Source organism: Microbulbifer litoralis (assembly GCF_023634065.1).
In the GTDB taxonomy this organism is placed as follows: Bacteria; Pseudomonadota; Gammaproteobacteria; order Pseudomonadales; family Cellvibrionaceae; genus Microbulbifer; species Microbulbifer litoralis.
The window spans coordinates 144323-165030 of sequence record NZ_JALKCV010000011.1 but is presented as its reverse complement, the minus strand read 5'-3'; the positions used below and the strand labels follow the sequence as shown (position 1 = coordinate 165030).

Sequence of the window (20708 nt, the reverse complement as noted above, 5' to 3'; positions counted from 1 at the left end):
ACAGTGGCCGCCAAGCGCATCGCGCTGGTCAGCATCTTCCCGGAGATGTTCGCCGCGCTGACCGATTACGGTATCACCGGCCGCGCCGTCAAGGACGGCCTGCTGGAAGTGCGCTGCTGGAATCCGCGGGATTTCACCAGCGACCGGCACCGCACTGTGGACGACCGCCCCTACGGCGGCGGCCCCGGCATGGTGATGCTGGCGGAGCCGCTCTACCAGGCGCTCGCAGCGGCGCGCGCCTGGGCCGAAGAGGGCGGGGCTGAAACCCGGAGTATCTACCTGTCGCCCCAGGGTCGGCAGCTGGACCAGGGCGGTGTCGAGACTCTCTCCGCGTCGGGCAACCTGGTGTTGCTGGCCGGGCGCTACGAGGGGATCGACGAGCGTATCGTCGAAATGCTGATCGACCAGGAATGGTCCATCGGCGACTATGTCTTGAGCGGTGGCGAACTGGCCGCGATGGTCATGGTAGACGCCATTACCCGGCTGATCCCAGGTGCGCTGGGGCACGACCAGTCGGCGGTGGAGGACTCCTTCGCCAGCGGACTGCTGGACTGCCCGCACTACACCCGCCCGGAAGAGTACCGCGGCAGGTCGGTGCCGGAAGTGCTGCTGTCCGGCAACCACGAAAAGATTCGCCGCTGGCGCCTGAAACAGGCGCTGGCGCGCACCGAACAGCGCCGCCCGGACCTGCTGCAGGGGCTGGCGCTGGATAGTGAACAGCAGCTGCTGCTGGAGGAGATCCGGCGGCAGCGGCAGGCAGATATCGACGGGCAGTGAACAGCGGCCCGTCGCATGAACGCTGGATTCGCCGGGAGGCGAGAGTAATCCGGCCACCTAGCTGAGAAGCTACATACCTTGTTTGGGAGTATTCCAAATGACTAACAAAATCATCCAGCAGCTGGAACAGGAACAGCTGAAGAGCGAGGTTCCGGCCTTTGCCCCGGGCGACACCGTGATCGTCCAGGTCAAGGTAAAGGAAGGTAACCGCGAGCGTCTGCAGGCCTTCGAAGGCGTTGTGATCGGCAAGCGCAACCGCGGCCTGAACTCCTCCTTCACCGTGCGCAAGATCTCCCACGGTGTCGGCGTAGAGCGTACCTTCCAGACCCACAGCCCGCTGGTCGACAGCATCCAGGTCAAGCGTCGCGGTGACGTGCGCCAGGCCAAACTGTACTACCTGCGCAGCCTGACGGGTAAAGCGGCGCGCATCAAAGAGAAGCTCAGCTAAGCTTTTCCCCGATCGAACCCGAAAAGCCGGAGCAGAAATGCTCCGGCTTTTTTGTTGGTGCTTTCCGGAAGGGCTGCGGCAACCTGCGGGCGGTGTCATGGTGCTGTGCGGGCGGATATGGTAAAACGCGCCAGAGGGCACATTTGTCGCCAATCGATGCCATACTGGCTGGAACCCAAATCCGGTGCTGTCAGTCGAAGCCAACGAAGAATCAGAAAGGAGCTATCGGGAATGATGCTTTTCAACAAGCCGCTGCTGGTCGGCGCAATCCTGGCCCTGCTGGGGACAACTGCCCGGGCGGAAGTCGATACGGAAGTGGCGAAGACCATCAAGGCGCGCCTCGAGGCCGGCAATCCCAAGGCCATCTACGGCGAGGTGCGCGAGAGCCCGATCAGCGGTCTCTACGAAGTGGAAGTGGATGGCGGTGCCAATACACTGTTCGTCTCCGCCGACGGGGGCCATTTCATCTTCGGCGATCTCTACCAGGTCAAGGCCGGCGGCGGCCTGGCAAACCTGTCCGAACAGCGCCGTACCGGCCAGCGGGCCAAGATCATGGATGCGCAGGATATCGACGATATGATCGTCTTTTCCCCCAAGGGAGAGACCAAGGCGCATATCTACGTCTTTACCGATGTGGACTGCGGCTACTGCCGCAAGCTGCACCAGGACGTGCCGGAGCTGAACCGCCGCGGTATCGAGGTGCGCTACCTGGCATTCCCGCGCGCGGGCCTGAACTCCCTGGGTTATCGCAAGATCGCCACCGCCTGGTGCTCCGACGACCCGAACAAGACCCTGACGGCGCTGAAGAACCGCGAGAATGTGCCGCTGAACGTTTGCGAGGGCAACCCGGTTGCGGAGCAGTACAAGCTGGGCAACGACGTCATCGACGTGCGCGGCACGCCCACCATCGTTATGGAGGACGGCTCGGTGGTGCCGGGCTACCTGCCGCCGGATACCATGGCGAAAGCGCTGGGGATCTGACCGGGAATAAAATACCTGGATGTGGATCGGGGGCCGGCGCAGCGGCCGCCGGTAATTGATATTTGCCGACGCAATTTATTGACAGTTTCCCTCCCTTCTCAGTAAGGTTGTCGTCCTTTTATCGTTTTTCATTGCCATTTATTGCGCTGTTACCTGGCTCGCGTCCCGCGCCGGGGTACCCGGTCGTCTGCCGGGGCCGGATTGACGGGTAGGTCGAGCCGCTTGCGCGGAGGGAAGTTGTGAGCGCACCTGTCGAAGAGACCACCGAACTGGAATCCCATCAGCAATCCGAAAGCCCGCGGCGCCCGGCGCGTATCGGCATTTGTGGCCTGGGCACTGTGGGCAGCGGCACGGTCAATGTGATGGCGCGCAACGGCGAGGAAATCGCCGCGCGCTGCGGGCGGCCGGTGGAAATCGTGCAGATCGGCGCGCGCCGGGACAATCCCGCCTGCGATACCAGCGCGCTGAATGTCTCCCGCGAGATCTTCGATGTGGCCGCCAACCCCGACGTGGATATCCTGGTGGAGCTGATCGGCGGCACCACCGTGGCCCGGGAGCTGGTGCTGACGGCCATCCGCAACGGCAAGCATATTGTCACCGCCAACAAGGCGCTGATTGCCGAGCACGGCAACGAACTGTTCGCCGCCGCCGCCGAGAAAGGCGTGACCATCGCCTACGAGGCCGCGGTGGCCGGTGGTATCCCGATCATCAAATCCCTGCGCGAGGGCCTGGTGGGCAACCGCGTCCAGTGGCTCGCGGGCATCATCAACGGCACCGGCAACTATATCCTCACCGAGATGCGCGAAAAGGGGCGGAGTTTTGCCGACGCCCTGAAGCAGGCCCAGGAACTCGGCTACGCAGAGGCCGACCCGACGTTTGATGTCGAGGGCATCGATGCGGCGCACAAGCTGGTGATCATGGCCTCCCTGGCATTTTCGATCCCGCTGGCGTTCGACAAGGTCTACACCGAGGGGATCAGCGGTGTGACCAGTGAGGACATCCACTACGCCGACGAACTGGGCTACCGCATCAAGCACCTGGGTATCGCGCGGCGCACCGAGCAGGGCGTGGAACTGCGGGTGCACCCGACGCTGATTCCCGAGCGCCGCCTGATCGCCAATGTGAACGGTGTGATGAATGCGATACTGGTCAACGGCGACGCCGTGGGACCGACGCTCTACTACGGCGCCGGCGCCGGCGACGAGGCCACCGCCTCGGCGGTGATCGCTGATATCGTCGATGTGGCGCGCACGCTCGAGGCGGCGCCGGACCAGCGCGTACCGGTTTCCGGTGTCGCCGAGGGCGGCCAGAACGGCGGCCAGGTGCTGCCGATGGACGAGGTGGTCACCAGCTACTACCTGCGTATCTCTGCCCACGACAAGCCCGGCGTCATGTCCCAGGTCGCGCGCATCTGCAGTGACCAGGGCATCAGCATCGAGGCCCTGATCCAGCACGAACCGGCCGAGGGCGAGGCCCTGGTGCCGGTGGTGATCCTCACCAGCCGCGCCAAAGAGGGCCGCCTGCGCGACGCCGTGGCCGAGATTGAAGCGCTGGATACCGTCGAGGGCGATGTAGTGCGTATCCGCGTCGAGCCGCTCGGGTAAGCAGGGAGCGCCGAGTCCGGCTCGGCTTGCGGGACGCGGGCCCGTGACTGGTCTATCATCGCGGACCGGTGGCTCCGAAGCGGCCGCGCCACCGGTGGCCATCCGACAAACAGCCTCATCGGCAATCGTTTGTCAGATGGCCCCCGGCGGTGCGACCTCGGCTTGTGCCGGCCGATCCGATCCCGTGCCCCTGTAGAGAAGTTTTCAACCCTGTCCAACTGAAAAAAATACCGTGAAATTTATCAGCACCCGCGGCCGCGCGCCGTCCCTCTCCTTTGCCGACACCGTCCTCACCGGCCTTGCCAGCGATGGCGGTCTCTATGTACCGGAAACCCTGCCGCAATTCTCTCGCGAGGACATCGCGGCCATGGCCGGCCTCGACTATCGCGAGCTCGCCTTCCGCATCATCCAGCCATTTGTCGGCGACGACCTGACTGACAGCGAACTGCGGGATATCCTCGAACGCTCCTACCAACACTTCCGCCACAGCGCCGTGGCGCCGCTGGTACAGACGGACGCCAGCGAGTGGATCCTGGAGCTGTTCCACGGCCCGACCCTGGCGTTCAAGGATTTTGCCCTGCAGTTCCTCGGCCAGTTGTTCGACCACCTGCTGAAAAAGCGCGGCGAGCGCGTAGTGGTGATGGGAGCCACGTCCGGTGACACCGGCTCCGCCGCCATCGAGGGCTGCCGCCACTGCGACAATATCGATATCTTCATCCTGCACCCGCACAACCGCGTGTCGGAAGTGCAGCGCCGGCAGATGACCACGGTGCTGTCGGACAATGTGTTCAATATCGCCCTGGAAGGGAATTTCGACGACTGCCAGAACATGCTCAAGGCCAGTTTCGCCGACCAGTCGTTCCTGGGCGGCCGCCGCCTGGCGGCGGTCAACTCGATCAACTGGGCCCGGATCATGGCGCAGATTGTCTACTACTTCTACGCCGCCGTGAACCTGGGCGCGCCGCACAGGGCGGTCAACTTCTCCGTGCCCACCGGCAACTTCGGTGATATCTTCGCCGGTTACCTGGCGCGGCAGATGGGCCTGCCCATCGACCAACTGGTGATCGCGACCAACGCCAATGACATCTTGCACCGCTGCATCAGCGACAACGACCACTCGCCGCAACCGCTGGTACACAGCCTGTCGCCGAGCATGGATATCATGGTCTCCAGCAACTTCGAGCGCTTGCTGTTCGACCTGTACGGTCGCGATGGCAACGCCGTGGCGGAACTGCTGGCGGACCGCAGCGCGCCCATGCATCTCGACGACAGGGCGTTGGCCAAGGCGCGCGAGGTCTTCTCTTCCTGCCGCGTCGACGACCTGCGCACCGTGGAGGTGATCCGCGAGGTCTACGAGTCCAGCGGCTACCTGTTGGATCCGCACACCGCCATCGGTGTCGAGGCCGCGCGCAGGGTGCGCAGGTCGACGGGGGAGCCGATGGTTTGCCTGTCCACCGCCCATCCGGCAAAATTCCCCGAGGCGGTGGCGCGCGCGCTGCCGACACAGGAAATCCCCCTGCCGTCACATATGCAGGACCTGTTCCAGCGCGAGGAGCGCATGAAGGTGCTGCCGAATGACCTGGGCGAGGTGCAACGGTTTATGGCGGAAGCGCTGGGGTAATCTTGTCGGGACTCGGGACTCGGGACTCGGGACTCGGGACTCGGGACTCGAAAAGAAACCGAAGCTGGACGCGAAGGCCCTGATGCCGGGACTGCTTTGCGGGACTGTCTGCGAGAGGGACCTTGCAGACAAGCCTACAGGGACGTATTCACGGCGTGTCCCGCAAAGCAGTCCCGGTAGCAGGGCCATCCTTGAGCCCGCTTACCTGCAACCCTCCACGGCGGCAGAGGGGCAATCAAAACAAGACACGAAAGATGCAGAAAAAAATTCAACGGCGGCCAGTGGATCTCTCCACTGGCCGTTTTGCTTCTGACATACCCGCAATCCTGCAGCGGGTCCTGCTCGGCCGCGGTGTTGCCAGCGAGGCCGAGCTCGACCACCGGCTCGCGACACTGCACTCGCCGCTGGCCATGCGCGGCCTGGAGACCGCCGTGACTCTGCTGGCGGAGGCGGTGCGGGCGCAGAGGAAAATCCTGATCGTCGGCGACTTCGACGCCGACGGCGCCACCAGCAGCACCCTGGCCGTACTGGCGCTGGGGGCCATGGGCGCACCCGGGGTCGAATTCCTGGTGCCCAACCGCTTCGATTTCGGCTACGGCCTGACCCCCGAAATCGTCGAAGTAGCAAAGGAGTCCGCTCCGGATGTGCTGGTCACCGTCGACAACGGCATCAGCTCCATCGACGGTGTGGCCGCGGCCAAAGCCGCCGGCATGACCGTGATCGTCACCGACCACCACCTGCCCGGCAGCGAACTGCCGGCCGCCGACGCGATCGTCAACCCCAACCAGCCCGACTGCAATTTCCCCAGCAAGAACCTGGCCGGTGTCGGTGTGATCTTCTACCTGCTGAGCCGCCTGCGCAGCGCTCTGCAGGAGAGCGGCTGGTTCGAGCAGAGCGGTATCGCCGCCCCCAACATGGCCGAGTACCTGGACCTGGTGGCGCTGGGCACTGTCGCCGACCTGGTGCCGCTGGACCACAATAACCGCATCCTGGTCCACCAGGGCATCGCCCGCATCCGCGCCGGCCGCTGCCGGCCCGGCATCGCCGCACTGCTGGAAGTGGCCGGGCGCAACCAGCGCAAATTGTCCACCACCGATATCGGCTTTATCCTCGGCCCGCGCATCAACGCCGCCGGGCGCCTGGACGATATCGGCACCGGCATCCGCTGCCTGCTGACCCGCGATCCGACCGAGGCCCGCGAACTGGCCGCGGAACTCGACGGCCTCAACCGCGACCGCAAGGCGATAGAGCAGGGCATGCAGCGCGAGGCACTGGCCGCGCTGGAGAAAGTGCAACTGGAGGGCGAGATTCCCTGGAGCCTGTGTCTCTACGACGAAAACTGGCATCAGGGCGTGGTGGGCATTCTCGCCAGCCGCATCAAGGAAAAATTCCACCGCCCGGTGATTGCCTTTGCGGAAGGCGACAGCATTTCAACCGAGGGCCTGATCAAAGGCTCGGCGCGCTCGATTCCCGGCCTGCATATCCGCGATGCGCTGAGCGACGTCGCCGCCGCCCACCCGGACCTGATCGCCAAGTACGGCGGCCACGCGATGGCGGCCGGGCTCAGCCTGCAGCGGGAAAACTTCCCGGCATTTGTCGACGCCTTCGAGATGGCGGTGCGCAACCGCCTGCACGAATCGCAGTTGCAGGCGGTGATCGATTCCGACGGCGAACTGGAGCCCGCCGACTTCTCCATGCAGACGGCGGCTGCCCTGCGCGCTTGCGCCCCTTGGGGCCAGGCGTTCCCGGAGCCGGTATTCGATGGCGAATTCCTGTTGCTGCAGCAGCGTATCGTCGGCGAGCGCCACCTGAAAATGGTGGTGGCGCCGGCGCAGAATCCGCAGCTGGCACTGGACGCCATCGCCTTCAATATCGATACCGATACCTGGCCACAGCAGGCGGACAGGGTACACCTGGCCTACAAACTGGATATCAACGAATTCCGCGGCCGCGAGTCCCTGCAGTTGATGGTCAGCTATCTGCAGGCTATCTAACCCGGCCGCCTGCGGGACTGGTACCGACCACTGAATTTTCGGAAATGATTGAATGAAAGCACAACAGGCGAGAGCCGAACTCCTGCTGTTACTGGCGGCCTTTTTCTGGGGGCTGGCATTCGTGCCGCAGAAAGTCGCCATGGAGCATATGCCGCCGCTGGCGTTCAACGCCTGGCGTTTCCTGCTGGGTGGACTGATCCTGGTGCCGCTGGTCTACTGGCTGTCGTCGCGGCGCGACGTGGCCACGCCGGAGGAGGGCGCGGCGGTGAAAGGCCGCTGGCGCGACTGTTTTGGCGGCGGCGCACTGCTGGGCTTCTGGCTGTTCCTGGGCGCGGCGCTGCAGCAGTGGGGCCTGGTCTACACCAGCGCCGGTCGCGCCGGTTTTATCTCCGGCATGGAAATGCTGCTGGTGTCGGTGATCGGTCTATCGCTGGGCATCGCCACCAACCGCTGGACCTGGGGTGGCATCGGGCTGGCCCTGGTCGGGCTCTATTGCCTCGGCGATTTCTCCGAGCAATCGCAGATGATCGGCGACCTGCTGGTATTCGCCGGTGCCTTCGCCTTTGCCATCCAGGTGCTGAGTGCGGACCGGCTGGTCAAGCGCTACCACGCCCTGCGGCTGGCGGCGATCCAGTTTCTCTGCTGCGGCCTGCTGTCGGCGGTCGCCTCCTTCTTTATCGAGGAGGCGACGCTGGACGGTGCCATCGCGTCCGCCTGGCCCATCGCCTATATGATGATCTTCTCCACCGCCGTGGCTTTCACCTTCCAGCTGCTGGGCCTGCGCCACGCGGCCACCTCCCACGCCACGGTGATCATGGCACTGGAATCGGTATTCGCGCTGGTGGCGGGCTGGCTGATCCTGAACGAGGTGTTCAGTGGCCACGAGCTGCTGGGCTGTGGCCTGATGCTGGCGGGTATGCTGCTCAGCCGCTACGGCACCCACGCCGGCAGCCATCACTGAGGGGGCGGAAATGGGGGTTATCGATGTTTCCGTGCTGGCGCTGTTCGTGTCGACTTTTTTCTTTGTGTCGATCACGCCGGGGATGTGTATGACCCTGGCGCTGACGCTGGGAATGTCGATCGGCGTGCGCCGCACCGTGTGGATGATGATCGGCGAGCTGGCCGGCGTCGCGGTGGGGGCCGTCTGCACCGTCCTGGGTATCGCCGCCCTGATGCTGCAGTATCCGGCGGTGTTCCAGGTCTTCAAGTACTGCGGCGGCGCCTACCTGGCCTGGCTGGGGATCCGGATGTGGCGGGATCGCGGCGGCATGGTGATGGCGGCGCCGGAAGACCGCGATGGCAGCGCGCCCCTGCCGCAGCGGCGGGCACTGGTACTTCAGGGGTTTGTGACCGCGGTGGCCAACCCCAAAGGCTGGGCCTTTTTCATTGCGCTGCTGCCGCCCTTTATCGACGACCAGCGGCCGCTGTTGCCGCAGCTGGCGGTGCTGATTGCTATCATTCTGCTGTTGGAAACGCTGTGCATGCTGATCTATGCCAGCGGTGGGCGTACACTGAGTGGATTGCTGCGGCGCGGTGAGAATGTGCGCCTGGTCAACCGTATCGCCGGCACGCTGATGCTCGGCGTCGGTGCCTGGCTGGCATTCGGCTGATCGCCGCGCCAACTGATCCGGAATCTTTATGGAGGAAGTTCTGCCGATGAAATCCCATTTTCTGTGCCTGCTGGCCCTGACCCTGTCCCTGGTGTTCGCCGGCTGTGGTCAGCGCGCCGACCGCGAAAAAACGGCCCCGCAGGACGAGCCGCAATCGTCAGCCGAGGAGGAGGCGCCTCCGGTGCAGGCGGAAGAACTGATCTGGGTGCTGGAGGGCCGCGGCAGCAAACAGTGTGAGGGGGGCGGTATCAGCCTTGAGGAGAGTGCCGCCAAGCTGACCGACAGCGGCGTCGAGGTGCAGGAGTCCCGCTGCGGTGTGCGCACCGATCGCATGTATCCCAGTGTCTGCGGCGGGCCCACCGGCGAGATCCTGCTGCACCTGGTCGGCCAGGAGTCACTGGATGCGGCGCTGGAACTGGGCTTCGATCCGGCGGACCGGATCGAGTACCAGCACAAAAGCTGCTCCGGTTCGGGCGGCGCCCAGACACGCTAGCACCGCTTGACCTTACCCTTGCGGTAATCCCTAACCTCCGACATCGTGTTCAACCGACAGTCCGGATCCGCGTTGGCGAGCGGGCTGTGAAGCGGGAGGTTTCATGAATATTTCCCAGGCGGCGCGGCAGTCCGGCCTGACCCCCAAGGCGCTGCGCTATTACGAATCCATCGACCTGCTGCGCCCGCAGCGCTCGGCGAACGGCTACCGGGACTACAGCGAACGCGACCTGGAGACGCTGCGCTTTATCCAGCGCGCCCGCGCCGTGGGCTTTTCTGTCGAGGAGGTGCGCGACCTGCTGGGGCTGTACCACAATCCTTCGCGCCGCAGCCACGACGCCAAGCTGCTGGTATTGGACAAGCTGGAGCATATCGAGACGCAATTGCGCAACCTGCGCGAGATGCGCGCCACGCTGAAAGAGCTGGCGGGTCGTTGTGCGGGCGACGAATCGCCCGAGTGCGCGATCCTGGACCAGTTGGCGGGAGGCGAGCATGACTGACAAGTGCTGTGGTCCGCAGCCGCCCGAGGACGCGCGGATGGTCGAGTCGCACACCTCCGCCTGCTGTGCCGACGAGCCCCACGGCCGCATCGACTGGCTGCTGTGGACCAGCCTGTCGGTCGTGGCGCTTCTCTACGGGCTCTACTGGGCGCTGGGCACGTCGGCCATGCCGGAATGGCTGCACCACATGTCTGCCGGCACCGTAGAGCTGGTGCATACCATGTGGTGGGGTGTGGTGGCCGGCGCGCTGTTCGTGGGGCTGCTGGGGCGGATTCCGCAGGAGCTGGTGATCTCGGCCCTGGGGCGCGGCGGCAGCAAGCGCGGACTGCTGCGGGCGACGCTGGCGGGGCTGTTCTTCGATCTGTGCTCCCACGGCATCCTGATGGTGGGCATGCAGCTGTACCGGCGCGGCGCCAGCTTCGGCCAGGTGCTGGCGTTCCTGGTGGCCAGCCCGTGGAACTCGCTGTCGCTGACGGTGATCCTGATCGCGCTGATCGGTTTCTGGTGGACGCTGGTGTTCATTCTCTGCTCGGCGGTCATCGCGCTGCTGTCCGGCTATCTGGCGGATCGCCTGGTGGACAGCGGCAGGCTGCCGGCCAACCCCAATCACGTCGAACTGCCCGAGGACTATGACTGGCGCGGGGAGGTTTCGGCGCTCTGGCAGCGCGCCGAACTGACGCCCACGAGTATCGGCGGTCTGTTGCGGGAGGGCATCCGCGGCTCGCAGATGGTGGTGCGCTGGCTGCTGGTGGGCATCGTGCTGGCGGTGCTGGTGCGCGCCTTCGTCGATCCGGCGGTCTTCCAGCAGTGGTTCGGGCCCACGGCGCTGGGCCTGGGCGCCACGCTGGTGGCCGCGACCATCCTGGAAGTCTGCTCCGAGGGCGCCACGCCGCTGGCCGCGGATATCTTCAGCCGTGCCGCCGCGCCGGGCAACGCCTTCGCCTTCCTGATGGCCGGCGTATCCACGGACTACACCGAGCTGATGTCGATCAAGGATACCACCCGCTCCTGGAAGATTGCCCTGGCGCTGCCGCTGCTGACCCTGCCGCAGATCATCGCCGCCGGGCTGCTGATGAACGGGTTCGGCAGTTGAACGACGGGGCCCCTTTCCCCGGGATATAGGGCTGAGGGCCCGGTTTACCGGGTAGCCCGGATGGAGCGCAGCGGAATCCGGAGACCGCTGCTTGCCGATGGCACGCAGTCCCCGGATTGCGGCGCTGCGCACCTGCAGCCGGGCTACATCACTATATCCCTGTGTTGTCGCTGTGGGCCGCCACTGGATGAAAACCGCCCCCCTGCGGTAGAATGCGCGCCGCTTTAAATTTCCCCGGAATCCGAGAGTTCATGGAAATCAATCCCCTCCTGAATCAATTGCAAGACCTCGAAGAGCGCACCGACGTTCTTAGGGGGTATCTTTGACTACGCTACCAAGAAAGAACGCCTGACCGAGGTCGAACTGGAACTGGCCGAGCCCAGTGTCTGGGATAACCCGGACCGCGCCCAGGAACTGGGCCGCGAGCGCTCCTCCCTGGAGACGGTCGTCACCACCATTGAAAGCCTCGACAGCGGTATCTCCGATTGCCGCGAGCTGCTGGAAATGGCCGCGGAAGAGGGCGATGAGGATTCGGTTGCCGAAGTCGCCGGCGAGATCGAGGGCCTGCAGAAACAGCTGGGCGTACTCGAATTCCGCCGCATGTTCTCCGGCCCCAACGACGCCAACAACGCCTATCTGGATATCCAGGCCGGTTCCGGTGGCACCGAGGCCCAGGACTGGGCGGAGATGCTGCTGCGCATGTACCTGCGGTGGGGCGAGGCGCACGGCTTCAAGACCACGCTGGAGGAGGCCTCCGCCGGCGAGGTGGCCGGTATCAAGAGTGCCACCATCCACTTCCAGGGTGATCACGCCTTCGGCTGGCTGCGCACCGAGACCGGCGTGCACCGCCTGGTGCGCAAGTCGCCGTTCGACTCCGGCAACCGCCGCCACACCTCCTTCACTTCTGTGTTCGTGTCACCGGAGATCGACGACAATATCGAGATCGAGGTGGACAAGTCCCAGGTGCGCGAGGACACCTATCGCGCCTCCGGCGCCGGCGGCCAGCACGTCAACAAGACCGATTCCGCCGTGCGCCTGACCCATATCGAATCCGGCATAGTGGTGGCCTGCCAGAGCGAGCGCTCCCAGCACCAGAACCGCGACAAGGCCTGGAAAATGCTGCGCGCGAAACTGTACGAGCAGGAAATGCAGAAGCGCAACGCCGAGAAACAGGCGATGGAAGAGAGCAAGTCGGATATCGGCTGGGGTAGCCAGATCCGTTCCTACGTGCTCGACGACCAGCGCATCAAGGACCTGCGCACCAGCGTGCAGACCAGCAATTGCCAGTCGGTACTCGATGGCGACCTGGACCAGTTTATCGAGGCGAGCCTCAAGGCGGGACTTTAAGTCAATACGGAATGCGGAGTGTTGAAGGCGTATTAAAGCCGCTCATCACTCCGCAGTGTTCCGCTTCCGCCATTCCGCATTCATCATTCCGCATTGGAAAGACTAATGACCGATACCCAGCAAGACGAAAACAAACTGATCGCCGAACGCCGCACCAAGCTGTCTGCGCTGCGCGAGAAGGGCAACCCCTTCCCGAATGCGTTTCGTCGCGAAAACCTGGCCGCCGACCTGCAACGCGAGTTTGGCGACAAGACCAAGGAAGAGCTGGAAGGGCTGGGTAAGATGGCCTGCGTGGCCGGCCGTATCCTGGCCAAGCGCGGACCGTTTATGGTGATCCAGGATGTGTCCGACCGCATTCAGCTGTACGCCGACAAGACCGCGCAGAAAGATATCAAGGAGCGCTTCGGTGCCTGGGATATCGGCGATATCGTCGGTGTGCGCGGCGTGCTGCACAAGTCCGGCAAGGGCGACCTCTATGTCAACTGCGAGGAGTACACGCTGCTGACCAAGGCGCTGCGCCCGCTGCCGGAAAAATTCCACGGCATTGCCGACCAGGAAATGCGTTATCGCCAGCGCTATGTGGACCTGATCGCGACACCGGAATCCCGCGATGTATTCCGCACCCGCTCGGAGATCATCGCCTACATTCGCAGTTTTCTGAACGGCAACCACTTTATGGAAGTGGAGACGCCGATGCTGCAGGTGATTCCCGGCGGCGCCACCGCGCGGCCGTTCATCACCCACCACAACGCGCTGGATATCGACATGTACCTGCGCGTGGCGCCGGAGCTGTACCTGAAGCGCCTGGTGGTGGGGGGGTTCGAGCGCGTCTACGAAATCAACCGCAATTTCCGCAACGAGGGCCTGTCCACGCGGCACAACCCCGAGTTCACGATGCTGGAGTTCTACCAGGCCTACGCCGGTTACAACGACCTGATGGACCTGACCGAGGAGATGCTGCGCGGCATCTGCGAAAACGTGCTGGGTAATACCACCGTCGAGTACCAGGGCAGCAGTTACGATTTCTCCAAGCCGTTTGCGCGCCTGTCGGTGTTCGATTCCATCCTGCGCTACAACCCGAACCTGAGCCACTCGGATATCGACAACCTGGAGAGTGCCCGAAAAGTGGCCGCGGAACTCGATATTCCGCTGAAGGATTCCTGGGGCCTGGGCAAGGTACAGATCGAGATCTTCGAGAAGACGGTCGAGCACCGCCTGGACCAGCCGACTTTCATTACCGAGTATCCGACCGAGGTCTCGCCGCTGGCGCGCCGCGACGACGACAATCCGTCCGTGACCGAGCGCTTCGAGTTCTTCGTCGGCGGCCGCGAACTCGCCAACGGTTTCTCGGAGCTGAACGACGCCGAGGACCAGGCCGAGCGTTTCAAGGCCCAGGTGGCGGAGAAGGATGCCGGCGACGATGAGGCCATGCACTACGACGCCGACTATATCCGCGCGCTGGAATACGGCCTGCCGCCCACCGCCGGTGAGGGTATCGGTATCGACCGGCTGGTGATGCTGCTGACCAATTCGCCGTCCATCCGCGATGTGCTGCTGTTCCCGCATATGCGTCCGGAAACGGCCGCGGAATAGTATTCTGCCGCGTATTCTGTAGGAGCCTGCTTGCACGAACGGGACAGGCCGAGCCCGGAGATATTCGCCTGCAAGCAGGCTCCTACAAGGATTTTTACCAGCTTCTCACCCCTGAATGCCCAGCGGCCCGCTGGGCAGGTAAATCACTTCCGTGGCCGAGCTCCCGGCGCGCTGTACTTCCACCTTGACCGTCTCTCCCGGCGCCACCTTGTAGATCTGTGAGCGCAGGTCTCCCGAGTGGAAGATGCGCTCGCCGTTGTAGGAAATGATTTTGTCGCCCGGCTGCAGGCCGGCACTTTGCGCCGGGGTGTTGTCCAGTACCCGGTCCACCTGCATTTCCTGGCGGCCGCCGTTGACATCCAGGTAGAGTTCAAATTCCTGCTCGCTCAGTTCGTGCTCAAACATCTTGCGCGGGTGACTGTAATTGCTGAGTTTCTCCTTGATTTGTTGCGCCTCTGCGGAGGATTTGTCCCGCAGGTGGCGGTACTCGTAGGTGATTTTCATATGCTCGTACTGGAACCGCTCCTGCTTGTCCAGGATGTATTCCGCGCGGTCCGGGTTGAGGCCGGCATCGATCAGCCGCTGTAGCTGCATACGGCGGTATTTGCGGTAGCGTTCGCTGCGCGACAGGTGCTCGTCGGACGAGTGTGCGTCCCGGCGGTGGCGGATTGCCGCGGTGCGGGTTTCCACCGGCTCTTCCGCCGGCGCCACCTGCTCCAGGCGCTGTCCCAGGTCTTCCACCAGGTCCAGCAGTTGCGTCTGTATCCGGTTGGCGTTGCGCAGGGACTCCTCCAGCGATTGCACGCGCTGTTCCAGGTCGGCTTCGCTATCGGCGAAGAGTCCGCCGAGGCCGCCCTTTCCGTCTTCCGGCGTTTTGCTGCGGTCCAGCGCGCCGTTGGCAATGTAGGCCACGGCGATCAACAGCAGTGTCACGGTGGCGATCAGCGCGGGTTTTGCGGATTTCATAGTGTGCTACGCCTTTGTCGCTGCCCGATGCCCGGAACCGCAGCTTCAGTTCAGGATGATCAGGTGGTTGGGTAATTCGTTCTTGATTTCACTGACCGGCGCTGCCTCCTCGAGCAGCTCGCCGCACTTCCCGATACAGTGGACGAAAGCCTCGCCGGTCTTGCCGCGTTTGATCTCGCGGACAAAATGCTCGACGATTTCCTGCCAGCTTTCGTCGGTGATCTGTTCTGCCAGGCCGCGGTCCGCCAGGATCTCCACATAGTGTTCCGCCTGGGACACAAAGATCAACAGTCCCAGGCGCCCGCGGGTACTGTGCAGCTCCTGTTCCAGGAATTCCCGCCGCGCCAGGTTGGCGGCGCGCCAGTATTTCACTTTCCGGGGCACCAGCCGCATGGTCAGCGGGCGCCAGCGGAACAGCACCGCCAGGGTGATAAACAGTATCCACTGCAGGGTAAAGGCCTGCTCGTATTCGATCCACCAGGGCAGGAACTGCATCAGCGGTGCCAGCAGCAACGCCAGGAAGGCGGCCCAGAGGGTGGAAATATACAGGTAGTTGTCGGCCTCCCGCGCCAGCACCGTGACCACTTCGGCGTCGGTGCGGGTTTCCACCTCCCTGATCGTCTCGGCGACCTTGCGCCGGTATTCGCTGTTCAGCATCTACCATCCCCCCGAGGCGCCGCCGCCCCCGAATCCGCCGCCACCGCCGCCGAAGCCGCCGCCAAATCCCCCGCCGCCGAAGCCGCCCCCAAAACCACCGCCGCCGTAGTAGCCGCCGTAGCGCCCGCGCCGGTATTGGCCGCCGGCGGGCGTCGCCAGTACCGAGCTGCCGAACAGTTGCAGCATCACCAGCAGCAGGAACAGCCCCACCAGCAGGGCCAGGCGGCGGTCGTCGCCGGACTCCGTGGGTTCGGCCACATACTCGTCCCCGATCGCCGCGATCATCGCCTGTACACCGGCGGTTACGCCGCCGTCGAAATCGCCGCTCCTGAAGCGGGGCAGGATCTTGGTGTGAATGATATTGGCGGACAGCGCGTCGGTGAGTGCGCCCTCCAGGCCGTAGCCGACCTCGATGCGTACCTGCCGTTCGTCGGGCGCGACGATCAGCAGCGCGCCGTTGTCCTTGTCCTTCTGGCCAATCTTCCAGTGGCGGCCGAGTTGGTAGCCGTATTCCTCGATGGTCAGCCCCTGCAGGTCCGGCAGGGTGACCACCACCAACTGGTTGCCGGTCTCCTCCTCGTGCTGCTGCATGAGTTCCGTCAGCCGGTATGCCGTCTCCTGGCTCAGCAGCCCGGCGTTGTCCACAACGCGGCCGGACAGCGGCGGGAACTGTACGTCCGCGAGCGCGCCCGCCGCCCACAGCAGTACGGCGAGGGCGAAAAGACAGCTGCCAGTGACGGATCCGCGCAAGTGCATTGCTATTCGGCGCACCGCTTACTGGAAGTCGACTTCCGGCGCCTTGTCCGCATCCTCACTGGTGGCCTGGAAGGTATCGCGGATGGGCATATCGCTGTAGAGGACCATGTGCCAGATGCGGCCGGGGAAAGTGCGGATCTCGCGGTTGTAGCGTTCCACCGCCTGTATATAATCCCGCCGGGCCACGCCGATGCGGTTTTCGGTGCCCTCCAGCTGCGATTGCAGGGCGAGGAAGTTCTGGTCCGCCTTCAGGTCGGGATAGCGTTCCACCACCACCATCAGGCGCGCCAGCGCGCTGGACAGCTGCGCCTGGGCGGCCTCGAACTGCTGCAGCTTGGCCGGGTCGTTGAGCAGGTTTTCGTCCACCTGCATGGAACTGACCTTGGCGCGGGCCTCGGTGACGGCCTGCAGCGTCTCCCGCTCGTGGGCGGCGTAGGCCTTGACGGTTTTCACCAGGTTGGGGATCAGGTCGGCGCGGCGCTGGTACTGGTTCTCCACCTGGGCCCAGGCGGCTTTGACCTGCTCGTCGTAAGTGGGAATATTGTTGATGCCACAGCCGCTCAGCCCAAGGGCCAGCAGGCAGAAGAGGGCGCTTTGCCACAGGCGACCGAGTGCAGAGTCCATACCGAGTTACCCCTGTTGTTCAAATTGAGATCCCGAACCACCCAAGAATAGCCTCCCGTCCCCGCAAAGCGCGGGGGCGGCCAGACGCGGAGCACAAATGGCGCTGAAAGCGACAATCTTCAAGGCCCGGCTGCAGGTCGCCGATATGGACCGGGATCACTACGGCGACTACAACCTGACGTTGGCGCGGCATCCATCGGAAACCGACGAGCGCATGATGGTGCGCCTGCTGGCCTTTGCGCACAACGCGCACGGCGAGCTCGAGTTCACCCGCGGGCTGTCCACGGACAGCGAGCCGGATCTGTGGCTGCGTCATCCAGCGGGCGACATCGCGCTCTGGATCGAGGTGGGCCTGCCGGCGGAGGATCGCCTGCGCAAGGCGTGCAATCGCGCGCAGCGTGTTCTGGTGTACAGTTACGGTCGCCGTGCGGCGCCGGTCTGGTGGCGGAAGCAGGGCGCCGCGCTGGCGCGCTTCGACAGGCTGTGCGTCTATCACCTGCCGGCGGATGCCTGCGAGCAGCTCGCGGCGCTGGCCGAGCGCAATATGGACCTGAATATCACCGTCCAGGACGGCCATCTGTGGATCAGCAGTGCCGATCGGAGTGTGGAAGTCATTCCGGAAATCTGGAAGCAGTGACCAAGTAAACGGAGAACAACCGATGCCTTCTTTCGATATCGTGTCCGAAGTGGACAAGCACCAACTGACCAACGCCGTGGACCAGGTCAACCGCACCGTGGCCAACCGCTTCGATTTCAAGGGGGTGGACGCGGAAGTGGAGATGAGCGGCTTCGATCTCACCGTGCGCGCCGAGGCGGAAATCCAGGCGACGCAGATGGTGGATATGCTGCGTTCCGCACTGATCAAGTGCGATATCGACCCGCTGGCGATGGAGGTCGGGGAAATGGAGCAGTCCGGCAAGCAGGTGAAAGTACCGATCGCGCTGAAAAACGGTCTCGACAAGGAGTTGTCAAAAAAGATCGTCAAACTGATCAAGGAGGAGAAACTCAAGGTGCAGGCCGCGGTCCAGGGCGAGCAGGTGCGTGTAACCGGCAAGAAGCGCGACGATCTGCAGCAGGTTATTGCCATGCTGCGCGGCAAGGAACTGGAACAGCCTTTGCAGTTCGAAAATTTCCGCGACTGAACACGATAGCCGTAGGGCGTAGCCTGGATGGAGCGCAGCGGAATCCGGGTTTCCCGCTACGCCCACTACGACCCTCAATGTGCCAGATAGCCCCTTGAGGGGTGTGGAGACAGATGGTATCTACGACAATTGAACAGAAGAGGATTTCCTTGCTCCGCAGCATCCTGGTCGCCGGCCTGCTGGTCCTGTCATCACCACTGTCGGCGACACCCGTCAGCGAGGCGAAACTGCTTTCCGCCCGATGGCTCGACAACAGCGCTGGCCTGGATATTTCCGGATTGAGTTTCTGCGACGGAAAACTGCTGGCGGTTTCCGACAAGGATTCCGGCAACCTCTACCAGGTTGATGTCGCCGATCGTGGCGTGTCGCTGGTTCCGGACCGGGCCCTGGCTGGTCTGGCTGCACCGGGTGGGGAGTCGGCCGGCCTGCTCGCGAGCCTGATCGACCTGACCCGCCCGGATACGGCAATGGATTTCGAGGGTGTCAGCTGTGATGGCGAGTCCGTATACCTGCTCAGCGAACGCCACCACCGTATCGCGAACCTCGACAACCGGGGCACCGCCGAGTGGCTGCCGCAGCGCTGGGCAGAGGCCGCGCGCGAGCGCGGTTACCTGCAAAAATTCAACGCCGCCGGCGAGGGGCTGGCAAAGGTCGGCGGCGATTTCTGGATAGCGCTGGAGCGAGAGCCCCGCGGCCTGCTGCACCTGAAAGCGAACGCCTCCCCGGCACTGCTGGAGATTCCGCCGGTCGCCGGCCTGGATTTTCGCGGCCGCAACGAAGATATTACCGGCCTCGCCTTTTACCACGAGGCGCTGTTCACCCTGGAGCGCAACGCCTTCGCCGTCTGCCGCCGCTCACTCGAAGACCTGCGGGCCGAATGGTGTATCGACTATGGCGCCATCGAGGAAGCCCCCGAGTTTGTCTATCGGGAAACCGAGTACGGCAAGGGCGAGGGGCTCGCCGTGGACGACAGCGGCATCTATGTGGTGCTCGACAACAACAACGTCGCCCGCGTCGCCGACCCCGGGGACAGGCGCGCGCTGTTACTCCATCTCCAGTTCCCCGAGGCGCCCGCCGCCAGCGACGCGAACCAGCCCGGCCCGAGGTAAATCTTGACTACCGATCGTCTCCCGACCCTGCTGGAAGAAATCCGCCACTGCCGCCTGTGCGAGGAACACCTGCCCCTGGGTCCCAATCCGGTGGTGCGTGCCGCCGAAAGCGCGCGGCTGCTGATCGTCGGCCAGGCCCCGGGCACCCGCGTGCACGAGAGCGGCATCCCCTGGAACGACCCCTCCGGTGATCGCCTGCGCGATTGGCTGCAGATGGACCGGGAAACCTTCTACGACGAATCCCGCATTGCGATTATCCCGATGGGCTTTTGCTATCCCGGCCGCGGAAAGGGCGGCGACCTGCCGCCGCGCCCCGAGTGCGCCGCCACCTGGCACCAGCGATTGCTGGCGCAGCTGCCGGATTTGCAACTCACACTGCTGGTGGGACAATACGCCCAGCGCCACTACCTGCCCCATCGGTACGGCAGCCTGACGGAAAACGTACGCCACTACCGCGACGCACTGCCGACCGGCTATTTGCCGCTGCCGCACCCCAGCCCCAGAAACACCCTGTGGCTGCGCCAGCGCCCCTGGTTCGAGGCGGAGGTGGTACCGGAATTGCGCAAACAGGTAAAAAGGGCACTGGCCTGACTCCCGCCGCCGGCCCGGTAATCGGGTCGCAGCCCGACAGCAACAGACACCAGTTAAAGGAATCCCCATGCAGGCCCCAAACAACATAAAAATCCACCCCTCCTGGTACCGGGCTCTGGAGGACGAATTCCACAAACCCTACATGGCCGAGCTGCGCCAGTTCCTGCGCACGGAAAAACAGGCCGGCAAACGTATCTACCCCCCCGGCCCCCAGATCTTCAACGCCTTCAACTCCACCCCGTTTGACCGGGTGAAAGTGGTCATCCTCGGCCAGGACCCCTACCACGGCGCCGGTCAGGCCCACGGTCTGTGCTTCTCGGTCATGCCCGGCGTGCGCATACCGCCGTCGCTGCAGAATATCTACAAGGAAATGCAATCCGACCTGGGTATTCCGCCGGCCCATCACGGCTGCCTGCAGCCCTGGGCCGAGCAGGGCGTACTGCTGCTGAACGCGACCCTGACGGTGGAGGATAGCCGTGCCGGTGCCCACCAGGGGCGCGGTTGGGAGCAGTTTACCGATGCGGCGATTCACAAACTGGCGGAACAGCGCGAGGGGCTGGTCTTCATCCTCTGGGGCAGCTATGCGCAGAAAAAAGGCGCCTTTATTGATCGCAACAAACACCTGGTGCTGCGCGCCCCGCACCCGTCGCCGCTGTCGGCGCACCGGGGTTTTTTCGGCACCAAACCCTTTTCGCAGGCGAACCAGTGGTTGCAGCAGCGGAGTGAAGAGCCGATTGAGTGGGCGTTGCCAGCAGCTTCTGAGTTGCAGCGGGTGGCGGTAGAGGTCTGATCGGAGAGTGTCC

Annotated in this window: 22 protein-coding genes; 18 read left to right on the top strand and 4 right to left on the bottom strand. The window is 64.0% G+C overall.

Annotated features, from left to right (window positions below; genetic code table 11):
* The first annotated feature begins 3 nt into the window (after positions 1-3).
* From trmD to lysS, 13 genes are all read left to right on the top strand, one after another.
* The gene (gene trmD / locus MWN76_RS16040) at positions 4-777 is read left to right on the top strand and encodes a tRNA (guanosine(37)-N1)-methyltransferase TrmD (RefSeq protein ID WP_250463053.1); all 774 of its coding nucleotides are present in this window, start codon (positions 4-6) and stop codon (positions 775-777) included.
* Between the two features lie 97 nt (positions 778-874).
* Positions 875-1225 (top strand): 50S ribosomal protein L19, encoded by a 351-nt coding sequence (gene rplS, locus MWN76_RS16035; RefSeq protein WP_250463050.1) that lies wholly within the window; start codon positions 875-877, stop codon positions 1223-1225.
* Between the two features lie 231 nt (positions 1226-1456).
* Complete coding sequence (locus tag MWN76_RS16030) at positions 1457-2206, top strand: DsbC family protein (RefSeq protein ID WP_250463047.1); 750 nt, start codon at positions 1457-1459, stop codon at positions 2204-2206.
* A 269-nt stretch (positions 2207-2475) separates the two neighbouring features.
* Positions 2476-3810, top strand: a complete 1335-nt coding sequence (locus MWN76_RS16025) for a homoserine dehydrogenase (protein WP_250463083.1) — start codon at positions 2476-2478, stop codon at positions 3808-3810.
* Between the two features lie 232 nt (positions 3811-4042).
* Complete coding sequence (thrC, locus tag MWN76_RS16020) at positions 4043-5431, top strand: threonine synthase (protein WP_250463044.1); 1389 nt, start codon at positions 4043-4045, stop codon at positions 5429-5431.
* A 254-nt stretch (positions 5432-5685) separates the two neighbouring features.
* Positions 5686-7425, top strand: coding sequence for a single-stranded-DNA-specific exonuclease RecJ (gene recJ, locus MWN76_RS16015; RefSeq protein WP_250463041.1), 1740 nt, complete (start codon positions 5686-5688; stop codon positions 7423-7425).
* A gap of 52 nt (positions 7426-7477) precedes the next feature.
* Positions 7478-8386 carry a DMT family transporter gene (locus tag MWN76_RS16010; RefSeq protein ID WP_250463038.1) on the top strand — a complete coding sequence of 303 codons (909 nt, stop codon included), beginning with the start codon at positions 7478-7480 and terminating at the stop codon, positions 8384-8386.
* Positions 8387-8396: 10 nt separating this feature from the next.
* The gene (locus MWN76_RS16005; RefSeq protein WP_250463034.1) at positions 8397-9035 is read left to right on the top strand and encodes a LysE family translocator; all 639 of its coding nucleotides are present in this window, start codon (positions 8397-8399) and stop codon (positions 9033-9035) included.
* A gap of 46 nt (positions 9036-9081) precedes the next feature.
* Positions 9082-9528, top strand: coding sequence for a hypothetical protein (locus MWN76_RS16000; RefSeq protein ID WP_250463033.1), 447 nt, complete (start codon positions 9082-9084; stop codon positions 9526-9528).
* A gap of 103 nt (positions 9529-9631) precedes the next feature.
* Entirely contained in the window at positions 9632-10027 is a 396-nt protein-coding gene (locus MWN76_RS15995) for a MerR family transcriptional regulator (protein WP_250463031.1), read from the top strand.
* Positions 10020-11120, top strand: a complete 1101-nt coding sequence (locus MWN76_RS15990; protein WP_250463028.1) for a permease — start codon at positions 10020-10022, stop codon at positions 11118-11120. The genes MWN76_RS15995 and MWN76_RS15990 overlap by 8 nt, the downstream gene beginning before the upstream one ends.
* 251 nt (positions 11121-11371) lie before the next feature.
* A protein-coding gene (prfB, locus tag MWN76_RS15985) for a peptide chain release factor 2 (RefSeq protein ID WP_250463025.1) occupies positions 11372-12467 on the top strand; the annotation gives its coding sequence in 2 pieces (ribosomal slippage) (positions 11372-11443 and positions 11445-12467; 1095 coding nt in all).
* 105 nt (positions 12468-12572) lie between these two features.
* Positions 12573-14060 (top strand): lysine--tRNA ligase, encoded by a 1488-nt coding sequence (gene lysS, locus MWN76_RS15980; protein WP_250463022.1) that lies wholly within the window; start codon positions 12573-12575, stop codon positions 14058-14060.
* A gap of 105 nt (positions 14061-14165) precedes the next feature.
* Here lysS and MWN76_RS15975 read toward each other — a convergent pair whose 3' ends face one another.
* Genes MWN76_RS15975 through MWN76_RS15960 form a run of 4 tightly spaced genes read right to left on the bottom strand, consistent with a single transcriptional unit; the run spans position 14166 to position 17063 of the window.
* Complete coding sequence (locus MWN76_RS15975) at positions 14166-15026, bottom strand: PDZ domain-containing protein (protein WP_250463019.1); 861 nt, start codon at positions 15024-15026, stop codon at positions 14166-14168.
* A 45-nt stretch (positions 15027-15071) separates the two neighbouring features.
* Positions 15072-15683, bottom strand: a complete 612-nt coding sequence (locus tag MWN76_RS15970; protein WP_250463016.1) for a TPM domain-containing protein — start codon at positions 15681-15683, stop codon at positions 15072-15074.
* Positions 15684-16439: a TPM domain-containing protein gene (locus MWN76_RS15965; RefSeq protein ID WP_250463013.1), complete on the bottom strand. Its 756-nt coding sequence runs from the start codon at positions 16437-16439 to the stop codon at positions 15684-15686. It abuts the gene before it with no gap.
* A gap of 18 nt (positions 16440-16457) precedes the next feature.
* Complete coding sequence (locus MWN76_RS15960; RefSeq protein WP_250463011.1) at positions 16458-17063, bottom strand: LemA family protein; 606 nt, start codon at positions 17061-17063, stop codon at positions 16458-16460.
* A 97-nt stretch (positions 17064-17160) separates the two neighbouring features.
* On the opposite strand from MWN76_RS15960, the gene MWN76_RS15955 reads away from it, so the two are divergent.
* The 5 genes from MWN76_RS15955 to ung all read left to right on the top strand — a co-directional run bounded on the left by MWN76_RS15955 (position 17161) and on the right by ung (position 20695).
* Positions 17161-17700: a YaeQ family protein gene (locus MWN76_RS15955; RefSeq protein ID WP_250463008.1), complete on the top strand. Its 540-nt coding sequence runs from the start codon at positions 17161-17163 to the stop codon at positions 17698-17700.
* A gap of 22 nt (positions 17701-17722) precedes the next feature.
* Complete coding sequence (locus tag MWN76_RS15950; RefSeq protein ID WP_250463005.1) at positions 17723-18205, top strand: YajQ family cyclic di-GMP-binding protein; 483 nt, start codon at positions 17723-17725, stop codon at positions 18203-18205.
* 149 nt (positions 18206-18354) lie between these two features.
* Positions 18355-19314 carry an esterase-like activity of phytase family protein gene (locus MWN76_RS15945; RefSeq protein ID WP_250463002.1) on the top strand — a complete coding sequence of 320 codons (960 nt, stop codon included), beginning with the start codon at positions 18355-18357 and terminating at the stop codon, positions 19312-19314.
* A 3-nt stretch (positions 19315-19317) separates the two neighbouring features.
* On the top strand, positions 19318-19905 hold the full coding sequence (locus tag MWN76_RS15940) for a uracil-DNA glycosylase family protein (protein ID WP_250462999.1): 588 nt from the start codon (positions 19318-19320) through the stop codon (positions 19903-19905).
* A gap of 67 nt (positions 19906-19972) precedes the next feature.
* A complete protein-coding gene (ung, locus tag MWN76_RS15935) occupies positions 19973-20695 on the top strand; it encodes a uracil-DNA glycosylase (RefSeq protein ID WP_250462996.1) in 723 nt (240 codons plus the stop codon).
* The last annotated feature ends 13 nt before the right edge of the window (positions 20696-20708 follow it).

What these genes read in the sequence shown, in the direction of transcription:
- rplS (WP_250463050.1), top strand. Translation starts at nt 875, where the DNA reads ATGACTAACAAAATCATCCAGCAGCTGGAACAGGAACAGCTGAAGAGC.
- MWN76_RS16030 (WP_250463047.1), top strand. Translation starts at nt 1,457, where the DNA reads ATGATGCTTTTCAACAAGCCGCTGCTGGTCGGCGCAATCCTGGCCCTG.
- recJ (WP_250463041.1), top strand. Translation starts at nt 5,686, where the DNA reads ATGCAGAAAAAAATTCAACGGCGGCCAGTGGATCTCTCCACTGGCCGT.
- MWN76_RS16010 (WP_250463038.1), top strand. Translation starts at nt 7,478, where the DNA reads ATGAAAGCACAACAGGCGAGAGCCGAACTCCTGCTGTTACTGGCGGCC.
- MWN76_RS16005 (WP_250463034.1), top strand. Translation starts at nt 8,397, where the DNA reads ATGGGGGTTATCGATGTTTCCGTGCTGGCGCTGTTCGTGTCGACTTTT.
- MWN76_RS16000 (WP_250463033.1), top strand. Translation starts at nt 9,082, where the DNA reads ATGAAATCCCATTTTCTGTGCCTGCTGGCCCTGACCCTGTCCCTGGTG.
- MWN76_RS15995 (WP_250463031.1), top strand. Translation starts at nt 9,632, where the DNA reads ATGAATATTTCCCAGGCGGCGCGGCAGTCCGGCCTGACCCCCAAGGCG.
- MWN76_RS15990 (WP_250463028.1), top strand. Translation starts at nt 10,020, where the DNA reads ATGACTGACAAGTGCTGTGGTCCGCAGCCGCCCGAGGACGCGCGGATG.
- lysS (WP_250463022.1), top strand. Translation starts at nt 12,573, where the DNA reads ATGACCGATACCCAGCAAGACGAAAACAAACTGATCGCCGAACGCCGC.
- MWN76_RS15975 (WP_250463019.1), bottom strand. Translation starts at nt 15,026, where the DNA reads ATGAAATCCGCAAAACCCGCGCTGATCGCCACCGTGACACTGCTGTTG.
- MWN76_RS15970 (WP_250463016.1), bottom strand. Translation starts at nt 15,683, where the DNA reads ATGCTGAACAGCGAATACCGGCGCAAGGTCGCCGAGACGATCAGGGAG.
- MWN76_RS15965 (WP_250463013.1), bottom strand. Translation starts at nt 16,439, where the DNA reads ATGCACTTGCGCGGATCCGTCACTGGCAGCTGTCTTTTCGCCCTCGCC.
- MWN76_RS15960 (WP_250463011.1), bottom strand. Translation starts at nt 17,063, where the DNA reads ATGGACTCTGCACTCGGTCGCCTGTGGCAAAGCGCCCTCTTCTGCCTG.
- MWN76_RS15955 (WP_250463008.1), top strand. Translation starts at nt 17,161, where the DNA reads ATGGCGCTGAAAGCGACAATCTTCAAGGCCCGGCTGCAGGTCGCCGAT.
- MWN76_RS15950 (WP_250463005.1), top strand. Translation starts at nt 17,723, where the DNA reads ATGCCTTCTTTCGATATCGTGTCCGAAGTGGACAAGCACCAACTGACC.
- ung (WP_250462996.1), top strand. Translation starts at nt 19,973, where the DNA reads ATGCAGGCCCCAAACAACATAAAAATCCACCCCTCCTGGTACCGGGCT.